Annotated in this window: 12 protein-coding genes and 1 pseudogene; 9 read left to right on the top strand and 4 right to left on the bottom strand. The window is 71.0% G+C overall.

All coding sequences use genetic code 11. The annotated features are described in order from the left end of the window. Positions 1–464: 464 nt before the first annotated feature. Together gltB and F9C12_RS35155 are read left to right on the top strand one after the other, a co-directional pair. On the top strand, positions 465–4997 hold the full coding sequence (gene gltB, locus F9C12_RS35160) for a glutamate synthase large subunit (RefSeq protein WP_409186056.1): 4533 nt from the start codon (positions 465–467) through the stop codon (positions 4995–4997). Beyond that, the gene (locus F9C12_RS35155) at positions 4990–6441 is read left to right on the top strand and encodes a glutamate synthase subunit beta (RefSeq protein WP_409463306.1); all 1452 of its coding nucleotides are present in this window, start codon (positions 4990–4992) and stop codon (positions 6439–6441) included. The genes gltB and F9C12_RS35155 overlap by 8 nt, the downstream gene beginning before the upstream one ends. A gap of 254 nt (positions 6442–6695) precedes the next feature. Here F9C12_RS35155 and F9C12_RS35150 read toward each other — a convergent pair. Further along, positions 6696–6910, bottom strand: a pseudogene (locus tag F9C12_RS35150) (IS5/IS1182 family transposase); the annotation flags it as partial. Positions 6911–7032: 122 nt separating this feature from the next. Between F9C12_RS35150 and F9C12_RS35145 the strand changes: the two are divergent. After that, complete coding sequence (locus tag F9C12_RS35145; RefSeq protein WP_409186054.1) at positions 7033–7200, top strand: hypothetical protein; 168 nt, start codon at positions 7033–7035, stop codon at positions 7198–7200. Positions 7201–7458: 258 nt separating this feature from the next. After that, positions 7459–8619 (top strand): hypothetical protein, encoded by a 1161-nt coding sequence (locus F9C12_RS35140; protein ID WP_409463305.1) that lies wholly within the window; start codon positions 7459–7461, stop codon positions 8617–8619. On the opposite strand, the gene F9C12_RS35135 is transcribed toward F9C12_RS35140, so the two are convergent. Continuing rightward, entirely contained in the window at positions 8603–9067 is a 465-nt protein-coding gene (locus F9C12_RS35135; RefSeq protein ID WP_409463304.1) for a phage tail protein, read from the bottom strand. The two genes, F9C12_RS35140 and F9C12_RS35135, sit on opposite strands and share 17 nt — an antisense overlap. A gap of 78 nt (positions 9068–9145) precedes the next feature. Between F9C12_RS35135 and F9C12_RS35130 the strand changes: the two genes are divergently transcribed. The 3 genes from F9C12_RS35130 to F9C12_RS35120 are packed head-to-tail and all read left to right on the top strand — an operon-like array spanning position 9146 to position 11503. Then, on the top strand, positions 9146–9718 hold the full coding sequence (locus tag F9C12_RS35130; protein WP_409463303.1) for an alpha/beta hydrolase: 573 nt from the start codon (positions 9146–9148) through the stop codon (positions 9716–9718). A 55-nt stretch (positions 9719–9773) separates the two neighbouring features. Continuing rightward, positions 9774–10868 carry a sensor histidine kinase gene (locus F9C12_RS35125; RefSeq protein ID WP_409463302.1) on the top strand — a complete coding sequence of 365 codons (1095 nt, stop codon included), beginning with the start codon at positions 9774–9776 and terminating at the stop codon, positions 10866–10868. Continuing rightward, positions 10862–11503 carry a response regulator gene (locus tag F9C12_RS35120; protein ID WP_409463301.1) on the top strand — a complete coding sequence of 214 codons (642 nt, stop codon included), beginning with the start codon at positions 10862–10864 and terminating at the stop codon, positions 11501–11503. Before F9C12_RS35125 ends, F9C12_RS35120 begins: the two co-directional genes overlap by 7 nt. Before the next feature lie 3 nt (positions 11504–11506). On the opposite strand, the gene F9C12_RS35115 is transcribed toward F9C12_RS35120, so the two are convergent. After that, positions 11507–12985 carry a cobyric acid synthase gene (locus F9C12_RS35115; protein WP_409463300.1) on the bottom strand — a complete coding sequence of 493 codons (1479 nt, stop codon included), beginning with the start codon at positions 12983–12985 and terminating at the stop codon, positions 11507–11509. Next, positions 12982–13950, bottom strand: coding sequence for a cobalamin biosynthesis protein (locus F9C12_RS35110; RefSeq protein WP_409463299.1), 969 nt, complete (start codon positions 13948–13950; stop codon positions 12982–12984). The genes F9C12_RS35115 and F9C12_RS35110 overlap by 4 nt, the downstream gene beginning before the upstream one ends. Positions 13951–13986: 36 nt before the next feature. Between F9C12_RS35110 and F9C12_RS35105 the strand changes: the two genes are divergently transcribed. Together F9C12_RS35105 and cobT are read left to right on the top strand one after the other, a co-directional pair. Next, positions 13987–14592 (top strand): bifunctional adenosylcobinamide kinase/adenosylcobinamide-phosphate guanylyltransferase, encoded by a 606-nt coding sequence (locus tag F9C12_RS35105; protein ID WP_409186046.1) that lies wholly within the window; start codon positions 13987–13989, stop codon positions 14590–14592. A 10-nt stretch (positions 14593–14602) separates the two neighbouring features. After that, complete coding sequence (cobT, locus tag F9C12_RS35100; protein WP_409463298.1) at positions 14603–15616, top strand: nicotinate-nucleotide--dimethylbenzimidazole phosphoribosyltransferase; 1014 nt, start codon at positions 14603–14605, stop codon at positions 15614–15616. Positions 15617–16390: the final 774 nt, after the last annotated feature.

Here is a 16390-nt window from a genome sequence, read left to right as displayed (position 1 = left end):
ACCGCGTGGCGGGAGAGACGGCCCGGCATATGGGAGTACCCCGGAGGCCGTCAACGTATGCGTGGTCTTTCCCACGAGAGCGCGATGACGTATGTCGATCACAGCGAATTCACACTATCGTCATAAGACCCGGCGAACCCGGGAGTCACCACCACGCGCCCGGCCGGCCCCCACCACGCAGGCTGACCGACCCCGGCGCGTGCGCCTGTACAGCGACGTGCAGAACATTTCCGCCGCCCATCGCCGTGCGGTGACAAACCATCCGGCACCCGGCCCGGTCGTCGACCGGCCGCGGTCAGCCACGCATCGCGACGCAGTGCCGCGCCTCGCGACTGCGGAGGCACCGGATGGTTTCCCTTCTCGACTGACCATCGCGGTTTCGGACCACTTCGTTAACCGGTTCAGTGCTGAACCCCCCTTCGGAGTGAAAGAAACCGCGCCAACGCCTTGGGAGGCGGCCAGCCGTGACCCACCGTTCGAGCACCCCGGCCACAGAAGGCCTCTACGACCCCGCTTACGAGCACGATGCCTGCGGGGTGGCGTTCGTCGCGGACCTGACCGGTCGCCGAGACCATCAGATCGTGGCGAAAGCCCTTGTCGCGCTGAAGAACCTGGAACATCGCGGGGCACGCGGGGCGGAACCGGACACCGGGGACGGCGCGGGCCTGCTGATCCAGGTGCCGGACGCGTTCTACCGCGAGGTCGCCGGGTTCGAACTGCCCCCGGAGGGCAGCTACGCCGTCGGCACCGCGTTCCTGCCTAAGGACGAAAAGCGCCGCGGCCGCGCCATGACCACCATCGAGCGGATCGCCGCCGAGGAGGACATGCGCGTGGTGGGCTGGCGCGAGCTGCCGGTCGACACCGCGCACTGCGGTCCGACCGCGGCGCAGACCATGCCGCACTTCACCCAGCTGTTCCTGGCCGGGCGCAAGAACAATCTCGACGGTCTCGCGCTCGAACGCGCCGCCTTCTGCGTGCGCAAGCGCGTCGAACACGAACTGGTCGAGGACGACGTGTACTTCCCGTCGCTCTCCTCGCGCACCATCGTCTACAAGGGAATGCTGACCGAGCCGCAGGTCGAGAAGTTCTTCCTCGACCTCGCCGACGAGCGCGTGACGAGCGCCATCGGCCTGGTGCACTCCCGCTTCTCCACCAACACTTTCCCGTCGTGGCCGCTCGCGCACCCGTACCGCTACGTGGCGCACAACGGCGAGATCAACACGCTCAAGGGCAACCGCAACTGGATGGACGCCCGCGAGGCGCTGCTGGAAACCGACCTGATCCCGGGCGACCTCAAGCGGATCTACCCGGTCATCACGCGCGGCGCGAGCGACTCGGCGTCGTTCGACGAGGTGCTGGAGCTGCTCCACCTCGGCGGCCGGTCGCTGCCGCACGCGGTGCTGATGATGATCCCGGAGGCGTGGGAGAACCATCAGGAAATGGACCCCGCGCGCCGCGCGTTCTACGAATTCCACTCCACGCTGATGGAGCCGTGGGACGGCCCGGCGCTGGTGGCGTTCACCGACGGCGCGCAGATCGGCGCGGTGCTCGACCGCAACGGCCTGCGCCCGGGCCGCTACTGGGTCACCGACGACGGGCTCGTGGTGCTCGCCAGCGAGGTCGGCGTGCTGGAGCTGGACCAGTCCAAGATCGTCCGCAAGGGACGGCTGGAGCCGGGCCGGATGTTCCTCGTGGACACCGTCGCCGGCCGGATCGTCGAGGACGAGGAGATCAAGGGCCAGCTCGCGTCCGAGCACCCGTACGACGAATGGGTCGACGCCGGGCTGCTCCGCCTGGAGGACCTGCCCGAGCGCGACCGCGAGGTCCCGCTGCACGCCGCGCTCGTGCGCAGGCAGCAGGCGTTCGGCTACACCGAGGAAGAGCTGGAAACGATCCTCGAGCCGATGGCCCGCACCGGCGCGGAGCCGATCGGGTCGATGGGCAACGATTCGCCGATCGCGTCCCTTTCGTCTGGTTCGCGGCCGTTGTTCGACTACTTCATCCAGCTGTTCGCCCAGGTGACCAACCCGCCGCTGGACGCGATCCGCGAGGAGCTGGTGACCGCGCTCGGCACGCAGATCGGCGCGGAGCCGAACCTGCTGACCGCGGACGCGTCGTCCTGCCGCCGGATCGTGCTGCCGTTCCCGGTGCTGGACAACGACCAGCTCGCGAAACTGGTGCACGTCAACGACGACGGCGACCTGCCGGAGTTCCAGGCGGTCACCGTGATGGGCCGGTACAAGGTCAACGGCGGCGGCGACGCGCTGGTGCAGCGGCTCGACGAGATCCGCGCCGAGGTGTCCGAGGCGATCGAGGACGGCGCGCGGCTGATCGTGCTGTCCGACCGCGGGGTCGACGCCGACCACGCGCCGATCCCGTCGCTGCTGCTCACCGGCGCGGTGCACCACCACCTGGTGCGGGAGAAGACGCGCACGCAGGTCGGCCTCATCGTCGAGGCCGGCGACGCGCGCGAGGTGCACCACATCGCGCTGCTGATCGGCTACGGCGTGGCCGCGGTGAACCCGTACCTGGCGATGGCGACGGTCGAGGAGATGGCGCACCGGGGCCTCATCCCGGGCGTGACTCCCAAGCAGGCCACCGCGAACCTGATCAAGGCGCTCGGCAAGGGCGTCCGCAAGACCATGTCCAAGATGGGCGTGTCCACTGTGGCCTCCTACACCGGCGCGCAGATCTTCGAGGCGGTCGGCCTTGGTGCCGAAGTGATCGACACCTGTTTCACCGGAACCACTTCGCGGCTCGGCGGCGTCGGCTTCGACACGCTCGCCGAGGAGGTCGCGCAGCGGCACGTGCGGGCCTTCCCGGTCGACGGCGTCCGGGCGAGCCACCGCGAGCTGGAGACCGGCGCGGACTACCAGTGGCGACGCGAAGGCGAGCCGCACCTGTTCAACCCGCAGACGGTGTTCAAGCTGCAGCACTCCACGCGCACCGGAAAGTACGAGATCTTCAAGGAGTACACGAAGGCGGTCAACGACCAGGCCGAGAAGCTGCTGACGCTGCGCGGGCTGTTCGACTTCAAGTACGGCGAGCGCCCGCCGGTGCCGATCGAGGAGGTCGAGCCGGTTTCGGAGATCGTGAAGCGGTTCGCCACCGGGGCCATCTCGTACGGCTCGATCTCGATGGAAATGCACCAGACGCTGGCGATCGCGATGAACCGCCTCGGCGGCAAGTCGAACACCGGCGAGGGCGGCGAGGACCCGGAGCGGCTGTACGACCCGGAGCGCCGCAGCGCGGTCAAGCAGGTCGCCAGCGGCCGGTTCGGCGTCACCAGCGAATACCTGGTGAACTCCGACGACATCCAGATCAAGATGGCGCAGGGCGCGAAGCCCGGCGAGGGCGGGCAGCTGCCCGGCGGCAAGGTGTACCCGTGGATCGCGAAGACGCGGCACTCCACGCCGGGCGTCGGGCTGATTTCCCCGCCGCCGCACCACGACATCTATTCCATCGAGGACCTGGCGCAGCTGATCCACGACCTCAAGAACGCCAACCCAGACGCGCGCATCCACGTGAAGCTCGTGTCCGAGGTGGGCGTCGGCACGGTCGCCGCGGGCGTGTCCAAGGCGCACGCGGACGTCGTGCTCATTTCGGGCCACGACGGCGGCACCGGAGCCTCGCCGCTGTCCTCGATCAAGCACGCGGGCGGACCGTGGGAGCTGGGCCTGGCCGAAACGCAGCAGACGCTGCTGGCCAACCGGCTGCGCGACCGGATCGTGGTGCAGACCGACGGCCAGCTCAAGACCGGCCGCGACGTGATGATCGCGATGCTGCTCGGCGCCGAGGAGTTCGGGTTCGCGACCGCGCCGCTGGTGGTGTCCGGCTGCATCATGATGCGCGTGTGCCACCTCGACACCTGTCCGGTGGGCGTCGCGACGCAGAACCCGAAGCTGCGCGCGAAGTTCAGCGGCAAGGCGGACTACGTGGTGAACTTCTTCGAGTTCATCGCCCAGGAGGTCCGGGAGTACCTGGCGGAGCTGGGTTTCCGGTCCGTCGAGGAGGCCGTCGGCCACGCCGAGCTGCTCGACAAGCGCAAGGCGGTGGACCACTGGAAGGCCGCCGGGCTCGACCTGTCGCCGATCTTCCACGTGCCCGAGCTGCCGCCGCGCGCGTCGCGGCACCAGACCGTCCAGCAGGACCACGGGCTGGACAAGGCGCTCGACAACACGCTGATCCAGCTCGCCGAGGGCGCGCTGGCCGCCGGCGACAAGGTGCGGCTGGAACTGCCGGTGCGCAACGTGAACCGCACCGTCGGCACCATGCTCGGCTCGGAGCTGACGAAGAAGTGGGGCGGCGAAGGGCTTCCCGACGACACCATCGACGTCACCTTCACCGGCACCGCGGGCCAGTCGTTCGGCGCGTTCGTGCCGAAGGGCATCACGCTGCGGCTCTACGGCGACGGCAACGACTACGTCGGCAAGGGCCTGTCCGGCGGGCGGATCATCGTGCGGCCGCCGAAGGAATCGCCGATCGTCGCCGAGGACCACATCATCGCGGGCAACGTGATCGCGTACGGGGCCACGAGCGGCGAGATCTTCATCCGCGGCCAGGTGGGCGAGCGGTTCTGCGTGCGCAACTCGGGCGCGCTGGCGGTCGTCGAGGGCGTGGGCGACCACGGCGGCGAGTACATGACCGGCGGCCGGATGGTCGTGCTGGGCCGGATCGGCCGCAACTTCGCGGCCGGCATGTCCGGCGGGGTCGCGTACGTGCTGGACCTGCCCGCGCACCGGGTCAACCCGGAGATGGTCGACATCGACCCGCTCGACACCGCGGACGTGGACTTCCTCCGCGAAACCATCGAAAAGCACTACAACGAAACGGAATCCGCCGTCGCGCGGGCCTTGCTGGCGGACTGGGACAGTGCGGTCGACCGGTTCGGCAAGGTCATGCCGAAGGACTACAAGCGCGTGCTCGCCGCTCAGGTGGCGGCCGAACGCGACGGCCGGGACGTGAACGAGGCGATCATGGAGGCCGCACATGGCTGACCCCAAGGGCTTTCTGACCACCACGCGCGAGGAACCGAAGCGGCGTCCGGTGGACCTGCGGCTGATGGACTGGCGAGAGGTCTACGAGGACTTCGCCACGACCAAGCTGGAGAAGCAGGCCGGGCGGTGCATGGACTGCGGCATCCCGTTCTGTCACCAGGGCTGTCCGCTCGGGAACCTGATCCCGGAGTGGAACACGCTGGTGTGGCGGGAGGACTGGCAGCTGGCCGCGGAACGGCTGCACGCCACGAACAACTTCCCGGAGTTCACCGGCACGCTGTGCCCGGCGCCGTGCGAAACCGCGTGCGTGCTCGGCATCAACGACGACCCGGTGTCGATCAAGCGGGTCGAGATCTCGATCATCGACCGCGCCTTCGAGGAGGGCTGGGTCACGCCGCAGGTCCCGGTCGCGAAGACGGGCAAGAAGGTCGCCGTCGTCGGGTCCGGCCCGTCCGGGCTGGCCGCGGCGCAGCAGCTGACCCGCGCGGGCCACACCGTCGTGGTCTACGAGCGGGCGGACAAGATCGGCGGGCTGCTGCGGTACGGCATCCCCGAGTTCAAGATGGAGAAGTTCCGGCTCGACCGCCGCCTCGACCAGATGCGGGCCGAGGGCACGGAATTCCGGACGTCGGTGAACGTCGGCGTGGACGTCACCGTCGAGGAGCTCAAGAGCAACCACGACGCGGTGGTGCTCGCGGGCGGCGCGACGGCGTGGCGCGACCTGCCGATCGAGGGCCGTTCGGCCGAGGGCATCTACCAGGCGATGGAGTTCCTGCCGCCGGCCAACCGGGTCGCTTCCGGCGAACTCGAGGAGTCGCCGTACTCGGCCAAGGGCCTCGACGTCGTGGTCATCGGCGGCGGCGACACCGGCGCGGACTGCGTCGGCACGTCGCACCGCCAGGGCGCGAAGTCGGTGACCCAGCTGGAGATCATGCCGAAGCCGCCGGAGTCGCGGTCGGAGGCGCATCCGTGGCCGATGTACCCGATGATCTACCGGGTCACCTCCGCGCACGAGGAGGGCGGCGAGCGGCTGTACTCGGTCAACACCCAGGAGTTCCTGGCCGACGAGAACGGCCGGGTGCGTGCGCTGAAGCTGGTGGAGGTGCGCAACGAGGACGGCAAGTTCGTCCCGGTCGAGGGCACCGAAACCGAGCTGCCCGCACAGCTGGTGCTGCTGGCGATGGGCTTCCTCGGCCCGCAGCGCGAGGGCCTGCTGACCGACCTCGGCGTGGAACTGGACCAGCGCGGCAACGTCGTGCGGGACAAGAACTTCCGGACCACTGTGGACAATGTGTTCGTGGCGGGCGACATGGGCCGCGGCCAGTCGCTGATCGTGTGGGCGATCGCGGAAGGCCGCTCGTGCGCGGCAGGCGTGGACGCCTTCCTGACCGGCCGGAACGTGCTCCCGGCCCCGATCGCGCCGGCGGACCGGCCGATCTCCTGAAGACTCGGAGCAGGCGCGTCAACGCCGCCGCGCCTGCTCCGTTCAGTTTCGGGGTTAACGCGTCACTGCCGCCGCGCTAGCCCCGGCTGTCGGGCGGGTGCGACAACGGGGTCGCACCCGTCCTTTTTAGTGAAGGTTCGTGAGGGGAACCCTCAGCGGGTGTTGCGGAACCTGGGTGGTTAGTCGTTGCTGTCTTCCGCTAGGCGGCGGGCTGCTTCGGTTTCGATGGGGCAACCGGATCATCCGCGAACTGCGATCATGGCTTCGGCGTGAGCGGTTTTCGTTCGCAGTCGCGGATCAAGCGTCTCCCGCCTCGTCAGCCAGCCGAAGGTTCGTTCCACCGGCGGGGCAGCACCTGGAACCCTGTCACATCCGCGTTCCTGGACACCGCCACGATCTCGATGTTCTCCTCCTCGCGGGCCTAGCCCACGAGCGTGGCGTCTTTCGAGTTGACGTAGCCGCCGTCGAGCGCGCAGGTCCGGCCGGACCACCGCTGGCATCAGGCGGAGTCGATTCCGCTGGCCGAACTCGCGACCGAGCCGTTGCTGGTGATGAACCGCAGCAACGCCGCGCCGCGGCGAGGTCTGCCTGGTGACCGACCTGGTCCGGTTCGGCCTGCGCGCCATCCCGATCGAAACCCCCGACGGACGGCTGACCGTGCCGCTGTACGCGGGCTGGCGGCGGGACCACTACGCCCGGCCGTCGATTCTGGCGTTGATCGAGGGATTGCGGGAGTTTCGCGGCGCGTTGGCCGAATGAGGGGTACTCAGGGAGAAGTTTTCGTTGCGGCGCAACGGGTTTACCCGGATATGCGCTGCCGGTGCGACAACGCAGGCATCACTGATGCTTTACCGCCAGATCGTCGCGCAGCCACCGCCCGATCCCGATCCGGCAAACCCGGTGCCCCGGCACCCCGATCCGTGCTAAAACAGTGCGGCGACGGGAAAACTGACCCGCCGGGCCCGGGCCACGGCCGACTATCTCTTCTTCGTCGGCGCCGGGGAATGGCCGGTCGCCGTGTCCGCGCTCGGGGTGGTGCTCGGCGCCGTCACGATCCTGCCGAGCGCGTTCGGCGTCGTCGTGTCGATCGTCGCGCTGCTGCTGGGCCTGGTCACCCTCGGGCGAGACATCCGGTTGCTGCGGAAACGCTGGTCCGGTTACGAATTCACCGCGATCGCCGCGCCGTTCCCGATCGCCGACACTCCCCCGCCGCACGCCTATCCCGACGCGCAGTACCTGGCGATTCCCGCTCGCGGCACGGCATTGGTCAGCGACGCCATCGACGCGACGCTCGCCGAAACCACCTTCAGCATCACCGTCGCCGAGGATCCCTACCGGCTGCCGGCGAAGCTCAAGGCCACCGCGCCGCACGTGCTGCCGTTGCGGGCTCGTGGGAGGTTGCTGTTCAACGGGCCGATCGTCGGCATGCGCGGCGAACCGCTGCCCGCTGCCGGAGCCCGTCCGGCGCCGATCGTGTTCCATCGCGCCCGGTTCTTCGACGCGGTCTGCAGCAACGAACTCGCGTCGCTGCGCATCACGAACGCCTCCGACGGCCAGGAGTACGACCTGCGCCGCGAGGAGCTGACCGACTCGTCCGGAGCGCTGCGCACCCTCGCCGCGAGCACACTCGCCGATCTCGTCGGCGTGTCCACGATCGCGTTCACCTCGGACGGGCTGCTCGTCGTCGTCCGCCAATCGGCCCGGAACTCGGCCAGCGGCCTGCTGCTCGCCCCGTCCGGAAGCGGCAGCCTGGAACCCCGGGATCTCCTTACGCCGCAAGGCGGAACCCGCCGGAACCTGCACACCGCGGTGTGCGCCGGAATGGAACGGGAACTGTGCGAGGAGGCAGCCGTCCGGCCCGGCGAGATCGCCGAGACGCGGTTGACCGGCTTCGCGCGCTGGCTCGAACGCGGCGCGAAACCGGAGTTCTTCGGCATCACGCGGCTGTCCGTCGACAGCACCGAACTCACCAGCCGCCGGGCGAAGGGCGCGGAACGGCTCTACAGCGCCGGAGTCACCGTCCTGGAACTCGATCTGGCCGCGCTAGGCCGAGAACTGGCCGACGGAGTGCCGCTGATCGAAGCGAACGCATTGCCGCCCCGGCTGCGCGACGACAGTTCCCTCCCGCTGCTGCTGTGCTTGCGCGCCGCCGCGCTGCGGGTCAGTACTCGTTCTTGATGACGAAATAGGAACCGCGGATCGTCCCGGCGAGCTTCGACTTCTGGCGGGCGAACTTGAACTTGTCGGCCAGTTCCTCGGGGACGTCCATCCCGTCGGAGAGCTTGAACCCGACGGCCCGCTTGCCGCCGTCCTCGAGGGTGTACATGACGTTGACCGACAGCCCGCTCTCGTAGAAGACGTAAGCCATCCGGATGCCGTCGACCTCGAATTCGGTCGCTTCCAGCGGCCGCGAGGAAATGACGAGATCGCGTTCTTCCCGGAGGATCCGGTGCACCCAGTCGACAACCTCCGGGACCTCGGCCGCGGGTTCGACGGTGAACACGTGGTCGTACTTGTTCTTGAAGTAGCGCGCCTCGTTCGCCCGGAGCCCGGCGAGCGCGTCCGCGACCGGAGAAGACTCCAGGCCGATGGTCGACACGGTGGTGAAATCGACGGCGTAGGACATAGTCGGCGCTCCTGGGCTGGGCTTTCGCAACGTCCGGCAGAATACCCCGGGCAGGCCCTACGGCAACTGGAGCGCGTTATGCCGAGCACGCTTCTCCTGGTTCACGGCGGACTGGGGGACGACATGAACGCCGACCGGTTCTGGACGCGCCCGGGCGTCACCGGCGGTCTCCGCCGGGACGGCCGCACCGTGCTGGTCCCCGACCGTCTCCGCCGGGCGCCGGACTGGCCCGCCGAAGCCGCGCATCTCGCCGCTTTCCTGCCCGAGCGGCCGGTCGTGGTCGTCGCCGGTTCCAACGGGTGCTCCGCGGCCGTCCGGCTCGCGCTGGACTTCCCGCGGCGGGTCGACCGGCTGCTGCTGGCTTGGCCCGCCACCGCCGGCGCCGGGGTGGCGGGGGTCCCGCGCGCACTGCTTCAGGGCGAGACCCTGCGCGGCGTCGCCGACGCCGAACTGGCCGCGCTCGCCGTGACGGTCGGCGTGCTCCCGTCCGTCCCGGACAATCCGGTCCACCAGCGCCGCACCGTCGACGCCCTGCTGCGGCTCGTGCCCGGCAGCACCGAACTCCCCGGGTGCCCGGAGCCGCCCCAGCCCGGGTTCGAGTCCCATGTGGACGGTCTGCTCGCGTCGATCGCCGCGTTCGCCGACCGCTGATTTTCCCTCCCGGACGCCCATCGGGGGAATTTCGGGCAGGGCTTACGGTGGCCGGGTGCGCAACCACCTGATCGACCTGGCCGCCGCACTCGCCGTGCTCGGCCTGACGCTGGCCGGCGAGCCGCCGGACGCGGGCCGCGCGTGGTTCTGGCCGATCGCGGTCGCGGTGATGGTGCTGGCGGTGCTGCTGCGCCGCCGGTTCCCGTTGTCCGCGATGCTGGTCTCGGTCGGCGTCGCGCTGGTCACGCCGCCGCTGTGGGGCACCTCGGTCACCCTCTACACGGTCGCTTCGCTGCGCGGGCTCCGCTGGCCGACCGCGGTCGCCGTGCTGGCGGAAACCGGGCTGGTGGTGTCGTTCATCCGGCCGTCGAGCCCGCCGGACTGGAAGACGTTCGGGCTCGCCCTCGTGCTCGAGGTCGTGGTCCCGGTGCTGGCCGGGCTGTGGATGCACCAGCGCGCGGACTTGCTCGCGGCCCTGCGCGACCGTGCTGAGCAGGCCGAACGCGAACGCGACCTGCTCGGCGAGCGAGCCGTGGCGGCCGAGCGGCGGCGGATCGCGCGCGAGATGCACGACGTCGTCGCGCACCGGGTCAGCATCGTCGCGCTGCAGGCGGGCGCGCTTTCCGTGCGGGCCAAGGACGACGAGACCGCGCGGCTCGCCGAGGTGATCCGCGAATCGAGTTCCGCCGCGCTCAACGAATTGCGCGACATCCTGCGGGTGCTCCGCGACGACGGCCCGGAGCCCGGCTCGCTGCCGGACCCGACGCTCGGCGGCGTCCGCCGGCTCGCCGACGACCTCGCCGCCGCCGGCGCGCAGGTGCGAGCCAGCCTGCCGGACCCGATGCCGGACGTGCCCGACCCGGTCGGGCGTGCGGCGTACCGGATCGTGCAGGAGGCTCTCACCAACGCCGCGAAACACGCGCCGGGAACGCCCATCGACGTGCGACTGTCCACTTCGGACGACAAGCTCGTCGTCGAAGTGGCCAACCCGCTCGCCGGTTCGGCCGGGCTCCCCGGCGCGGGCTACGGGGTGCTCGGCATGCGCGAACGGGCCACGCTGACCGGCGGAACCCTCAGCGCCGGTCCGGACGGCGCGGGCAGCTACCGGGTGCGGGCCGCCTTCCCCCTGCGAACGGAGGAACCATGCTGAAAATCCTGCTCCTCGACGACGAAGTGCTGGTGCGCAGCGGCATCCGGATGATCCTGGAGTCCGATCCGGGAATCGAGGTGGTCGCGGAGGCCGGGGACGGTCGCGGAGTGCTCGCGCTCGTCCGCGAGCACCGGCCCGACCTCGTGCTCACCGACGTGCAGATGCCCGAGGTCGACGGCCTCGAGGTGACCCGGCTGGTGACCGCCGAACCGGACCCGCCCGCGGTGGTCGTGCTGACGACGTTCGACCTGGACGAGTACGTGCACGAAGCGCTTCGCCGCGGTGCCACGGGGTTCCTGCTGAAGGACACGCCGCCGCGCGAGCTGGTCAAGGCGATGCACGTGGTGGGCCGCGGCGAGGCGATGCTGTCGCCGTCGATCACGCGGCGGCTGCTGGCGCATTTCGCCACCGCCGCCACCCCGACGCCCGCCCGCGCCCGGCTCGAACCGCTGACGCCGCGCGAACGCGAGGTCGCGGTGGCCGTCGGACAGGGGTCGAGCAACGCCGAGATCGCCCGCGAACTCGGGCTCAGCGAGGCGACCGTGAAGGTCCACTTGGGACGGATCATGGCCAAGACCGAAGCGGCGAACCGGACCCAGGTCGCGATCCTGGTGCACGACGCCGGGCTCGCCTGAACCTCAGGGCGCTCCCGGCGGAACAACCGGCAACCCGCCCGGCGCTCCCGCCTCCGCCAGCGCCACCAGCATCCCAGTGTCCACTTCGGACTGAATCGCGTCGGCCAGCCGGTCCAGCATGTCCTCGCGCAATTCCGCGAAGCCCGGCGCACCCTCGGCCGCCCGCCATTCGACCCCGGCCTGCGCCGCCGCTTCGGCGAGCCACGCACGGCGGAACCCGTCGTTCTCCAGCGCGCCATGCCAGGTCGTGCCCCAGACCGAACCGACGCGGTAACCGTCCAAAAACGACTCCGCGTCCGCCGGGGCGGCGCTGCCGTGGTGGATTTCGTACGCCTCCACCCGATGCCCGCGCCATTCGCCGACCGGACGGCCCAGCACCTTCTCCTCGGAGAACTTCACGCGGGTCGGCAAGAGCCCCAAGCCCTCGACGAACCCGGCGCCGGATTCGACCTCGTCTTCAATGGACTCCGCGAGCATCTGGTACCCGCCGCAGATCCCCAGCACCGGACGCCCGGCGGCAGCCCGTGCGGTCACCGCGTCCGCCAACCCCCTGGCACGCAACCACTTCAGATCGTCCACAGTGGCCCGAGAACCCGGCAGCACGACGAGGTCCGCCGCCGCGACGGCATCCGGATCGGCGGTCAGGCTCACCGTCACGCCAGGCTCCGCCGCGAGCGCGTCCACGTCGGTAGCGTTGGAGGCGCGCGGGAACCGGACGACCGCGACCCGCAACCCGCGTTGGGCGGCTTCGTGCCGCCAGCCGGCCGCGGCGAGGGCGTCTTCGGAGTCGATCCACACGCGGTCCAGCCACGGCAGCACGCCGAGCACCGGCCGTCCGGTGACCTTCTCCAGGCTGTTCAGCCCCGGCCGCAGCAACCCGACGTCACCGCGGAATTTGTTCACCAGCCACCCCGCGACCAGCGCCTGGTCCTCGGCCGACAGCAGCGCGAGCGTGCCGAACATCGCCGCCAGCACGCCGCCGCGGTCGATGTCGCCGACGACCAGCACCGGCAGCGAAAACCGCCGGGCCAGGCCCATGTTCACGTAGTCGCCGGAACGCAGGTTGATCTCCGCCGGGCTGCCCGCGCCCTCGCAGACGACGAGGTCGAACCGTTGCCGCAACTCGGCAAACGCGCCGAAAGCGATCTCGGCGAGCCCGGCCCGGCCGGTGGCGTACTCCCCGGCTTCGAGCGTGCCGTACGGCTTGCCGAGCGCGATCACGTGACTGCGCCGGTCGCTGCCCGGCTTGAGCAGCACGGGATTCATCGCCGCTTCCGGTTCGACCCGCGCGGCCCGCGCCTGCAGCCACTGCGCGCGACCGATCTCGGCGCCGTCCGCGCAGACCATGGAGTTGTTCGACATGTTCTGCGCCTTGAACGGGGCGACCCGCACTCCGCGCCGCGCGAACCACCGGCAGATTCCTGCGGTGACCAGGCTTTTCCCCGCGTCCGACGTGGTTCCGGCGATCAACAGCCCGCTCATCGCGCCACCGTAGCCCTTCCCGCGACCGCTCCGGCCGCCGCGATCCCTGCCGCGACCGCCAACGCCGCCGCCCCGACCAGCCGCGACAACCGCACCGCCCGGCGCAGATCGCTCGCCCGCGGCGGCCGTCCGTCGCCCAGCGTGCTCCGGCGCTCGACCTCGCCGTGATAGGTATTCGTGCCGCCGAGCCGAATGTTCAAAGCCCCGGCGAACGCGGCCTCGACCTGGCCTGCGTTCGGACTCGGATGCGCGCTGCCGTCGCGTCGCCAAGCCCGCCAAGCCGACCGCGCGTGCCCTCCGGCGAGCGGTGCGGTCACCGCGGTCAGCACTGCTCCGATGCGCGCCGGCACCAGATTGGCCCAGTCGTCGGTGCGCGCGGCGAACCAGCCGAAGTTGCGGTGCCTTGGCGAGCGGTAGCCGACCATCGCGTCGAGCGTGTTCACCGCGCGGTAGCCGAGCAGCCCCGGCACGCCCGCGACCGCGCCCCACAGCAGCGGTGCGACGACGGCGTCGGAGGTGTTCTCCGCGATCGATTCGGTGGCCGCGCGGGTCAGCTCGGCCGCGTCGAGACCGGTCGCGTCGCGCGCGCAGAGGTGGCTGAGCCGCTGCCGAGCGGCGGGCAATTCACCCGATTCGAGCAATCGCGCCATTTCGCGCCCCTCCGCGGCGAGCCCGCGACCGCCGAGGACGGCCCACGTCGCCGTCGCGATCAGGACAAATCGGGCGACCGGCCGGTTCCCGGCCGCCTTCTCCGCGAGGATCCCGAGCCCGGCGGCAGACCCCGCGCAGACCGCCGCGTAGGCCGCCCCGCGCGGCTTGGAATCGGCCCACCACCAGCGTTCCAGCTGGCCAGCGGCGGTGCCGAAGACCGCGACCGGATGTCCCCGGCGAGGGTCGCCGAACCACGCGTCGGCGGCGTATCCGGCGATCAGCCCGGCCGCGGCGGCGGATTGTCGGAGTGGCACGTGGCGAACCGTAGCGCGCGGGAGAGAATGCCGGGTATGACCAAGCTGACGCACCGGCTCGCCGGGTCTCTCGAAACCCTGGCGCAGGCCCTCCGCCGGTACGGACGCGACGACGGCAAGGTGCTCGTTCTCGGCGGGGTTCGCTCGGGCAAGTCGAGGCACGCGGAGCGGCTCGTCGCGCACCACCCCCACCTCGTCTACGTCGCTCCCGGGCTGCCCCCGTCGGCGGAAGACCCGGAATGGGCCGCCCGCGTCGAGGCGCACCGGGCCCGCCGCCCGCGGCACTGGACGACGGTCGAGACCACCGACCTGGCGACCGTGCTGCGCAACGCGACGAGCCCGCTCCTGATCGACTGTCTCGGCACCTGGCTGTCGCGGGTGCTCGACGAGGTCGGCGCGTGGTCGGGCAGAACGGGCTGGGAGCGCAGGCTGGACGACCGGCTCGAGGATTTCCTCGCCGCGTGGAGCGAGGCGCGGGTGCCGATCGTCGCGGTCAGCAACGAGGTCGGCAGCGGTGTGGTGCCCGCAACGGTGTCCGGGCGGCTGTTCCGTGATGTGCTGGGCGCACTCAACAACCGGGTGTCCGCCGACAGCGACCGGGTGTCGCTCATCGTCGCCGGGCGGGCGCTCGACCTTCCGTGAGGAGCCAGCCGTGCCGAGTTTCGCCATCCCCGCCCCGGACGCCGCCGCCCGCGCCGCCGCCTTGGCGCGCCTGGACGGCCTGGTCAAACCGGTCGGCTCGCTCGGAAGGCTGGAGGAACTGGCGGCCTGGCTGAGCGCGGCGCACGGGACGGTCCCGCCGCGCCCGCTGGACGACGTCCGCGTGGTCGTCTTCGCCGGCGACCACGGGGTGTCGGCGCAGTCGGCCTACCCGCGCGAAGTCACCGCGGCGATGGTGCGCGTGTTCCTGGCCGGACGCAGCGGGGTGACGGTGCTCGCCGCGCAGGTCGGGGCTTCGGTGCGGGTAGCCGACATCGCGGTGGATTGGGACGCCGCGGACGTTCCCGCGGAAGTCACCGCCCACAAAATCCGCCGCGGCTCGGGCGCGATCGATGTCGAGGACGCTTTGGCCCCCGGCGAAGCACGCGCGGCTTTCGAGGCGGGCCGCGCCATCGCCGCTTCGGAGTCCACTGCGGACGTTCTCATCCCCGGCGACATGGGCATCGGCAACACGACCGTGTGCGCCGCAGTGGTGGCCTCGACCCTGGGCCTTCCCGCGGCCGAAGTCGTGGGCACCGGAACCGGGGTGTCCGGAGAGGCACTGGAACGCAAGACGGCCGTCGTCGCCGCTGCCCTGGCGCGCCGCGCGGTGACCGACCCCTTCGACCGCCTGACGGCCCTGGGCAGCGCCTGCCTCGCCGCGACGGCCGGGTTTCTGGTGGAAGCGGCCTCCCGGGGAATCCCGGTGCTGCTGGACGGAATCTTCTCCGCGACGGCCGCGTTGACGGCCCGGGACATCGCACCCGGAGCGGAGCAGTGGTGGCTGGCCGGGCACCGTTCGACGGAGCCGGCGCAAGCGTTTGCTTTGAAGGCGCTGGGGTTGACGCCGATCCTGGACCTGGGCTTGCGACTGGGCGAGGGCAGCGGGGCGGTGCAGGCGGTGCTGACATTGCGGGCGGCGCGCGCGGTGATCGCGGAGATGGGTCTGCTGGCGGACCTCGGGTGATGCGGCTTCGTGGAGGGTGGGCTGTGCCGTGGGGTCGGTCCCGACGGTTGGCTGCGGTTCGTTCCGGGGCGCGGCCGGTGGGGCGGCTCGGAGGGCGGCGCGGGGCTTGGTCGCGACGGTCGGGCGCGACTCGTTCCGGGGCACGACCGGTGGGGCCGCTCGGCGGGCCGTGCGGGGCTCGGACCCGACGGTTGGCTGCGGTTCAGTCCGGGGCGTGCCCGGTGGGGCGGCTCGGAGGGCGGTCGACCTGGCCGCGTGGAAAGCGGGCTTCGCGCCGGGGCTGGATCGGGCCCTGGACCCGCCGGGCGGCTGCAGCTCGACCGGTCGATCGACTCGGAGGGCGGTCGAGCTGGTTCCATGGAAGGCAAGAATCGCCCCGCTGGATCGGGGCTGGGCCCCGACGATTGGCCGCGGCTCAGCCCGAGGCAAGGCCGGTTGATCGACCCGCAAGGCGGTGCGGAGCTTGGTCCCGACAGCCGCCCCAGGCACGGCCGACGGAGCAGCCCGCAAGGCGGTGCGGAGCGTTGAGCAAGGCGGAGTCCGCGGTTCAGCGTCGGGCGCGGTTCGCGGGTCAGTCTTTGGCCACGGCTCAACCCGAGGCACGGCCGGCTGATCAGCCCGCAAGGCGATGCGGGGCTTGGTTCCGACAGCCGCCCGAGGCGCAAGCGGCGGAGCAGCCCGCAATGCGGTGCGGAGCTTTGAGCAAGGTGAAGTCCGCAGTTCAGCGTCGGGCGCGGTTCGCGGCTCAGTCTGCGGATCGGCGCGGTGTGCGTC

The sequence above is a fragment of the Amycolatopsis sp. GA6-003 genome (genome assembly GCF_046267895.1).
GTDB lineage: Bacteria > Actinomycetota > Actinomycetes > Mycobacteriales > Pseudonocardiaceae > Amycolatopsis.
The sequence above is the reverse complement of the archived record's forward strand: the minus strand, read 5'-3'. Positions and strand labels throughout refer to the sequence as shown.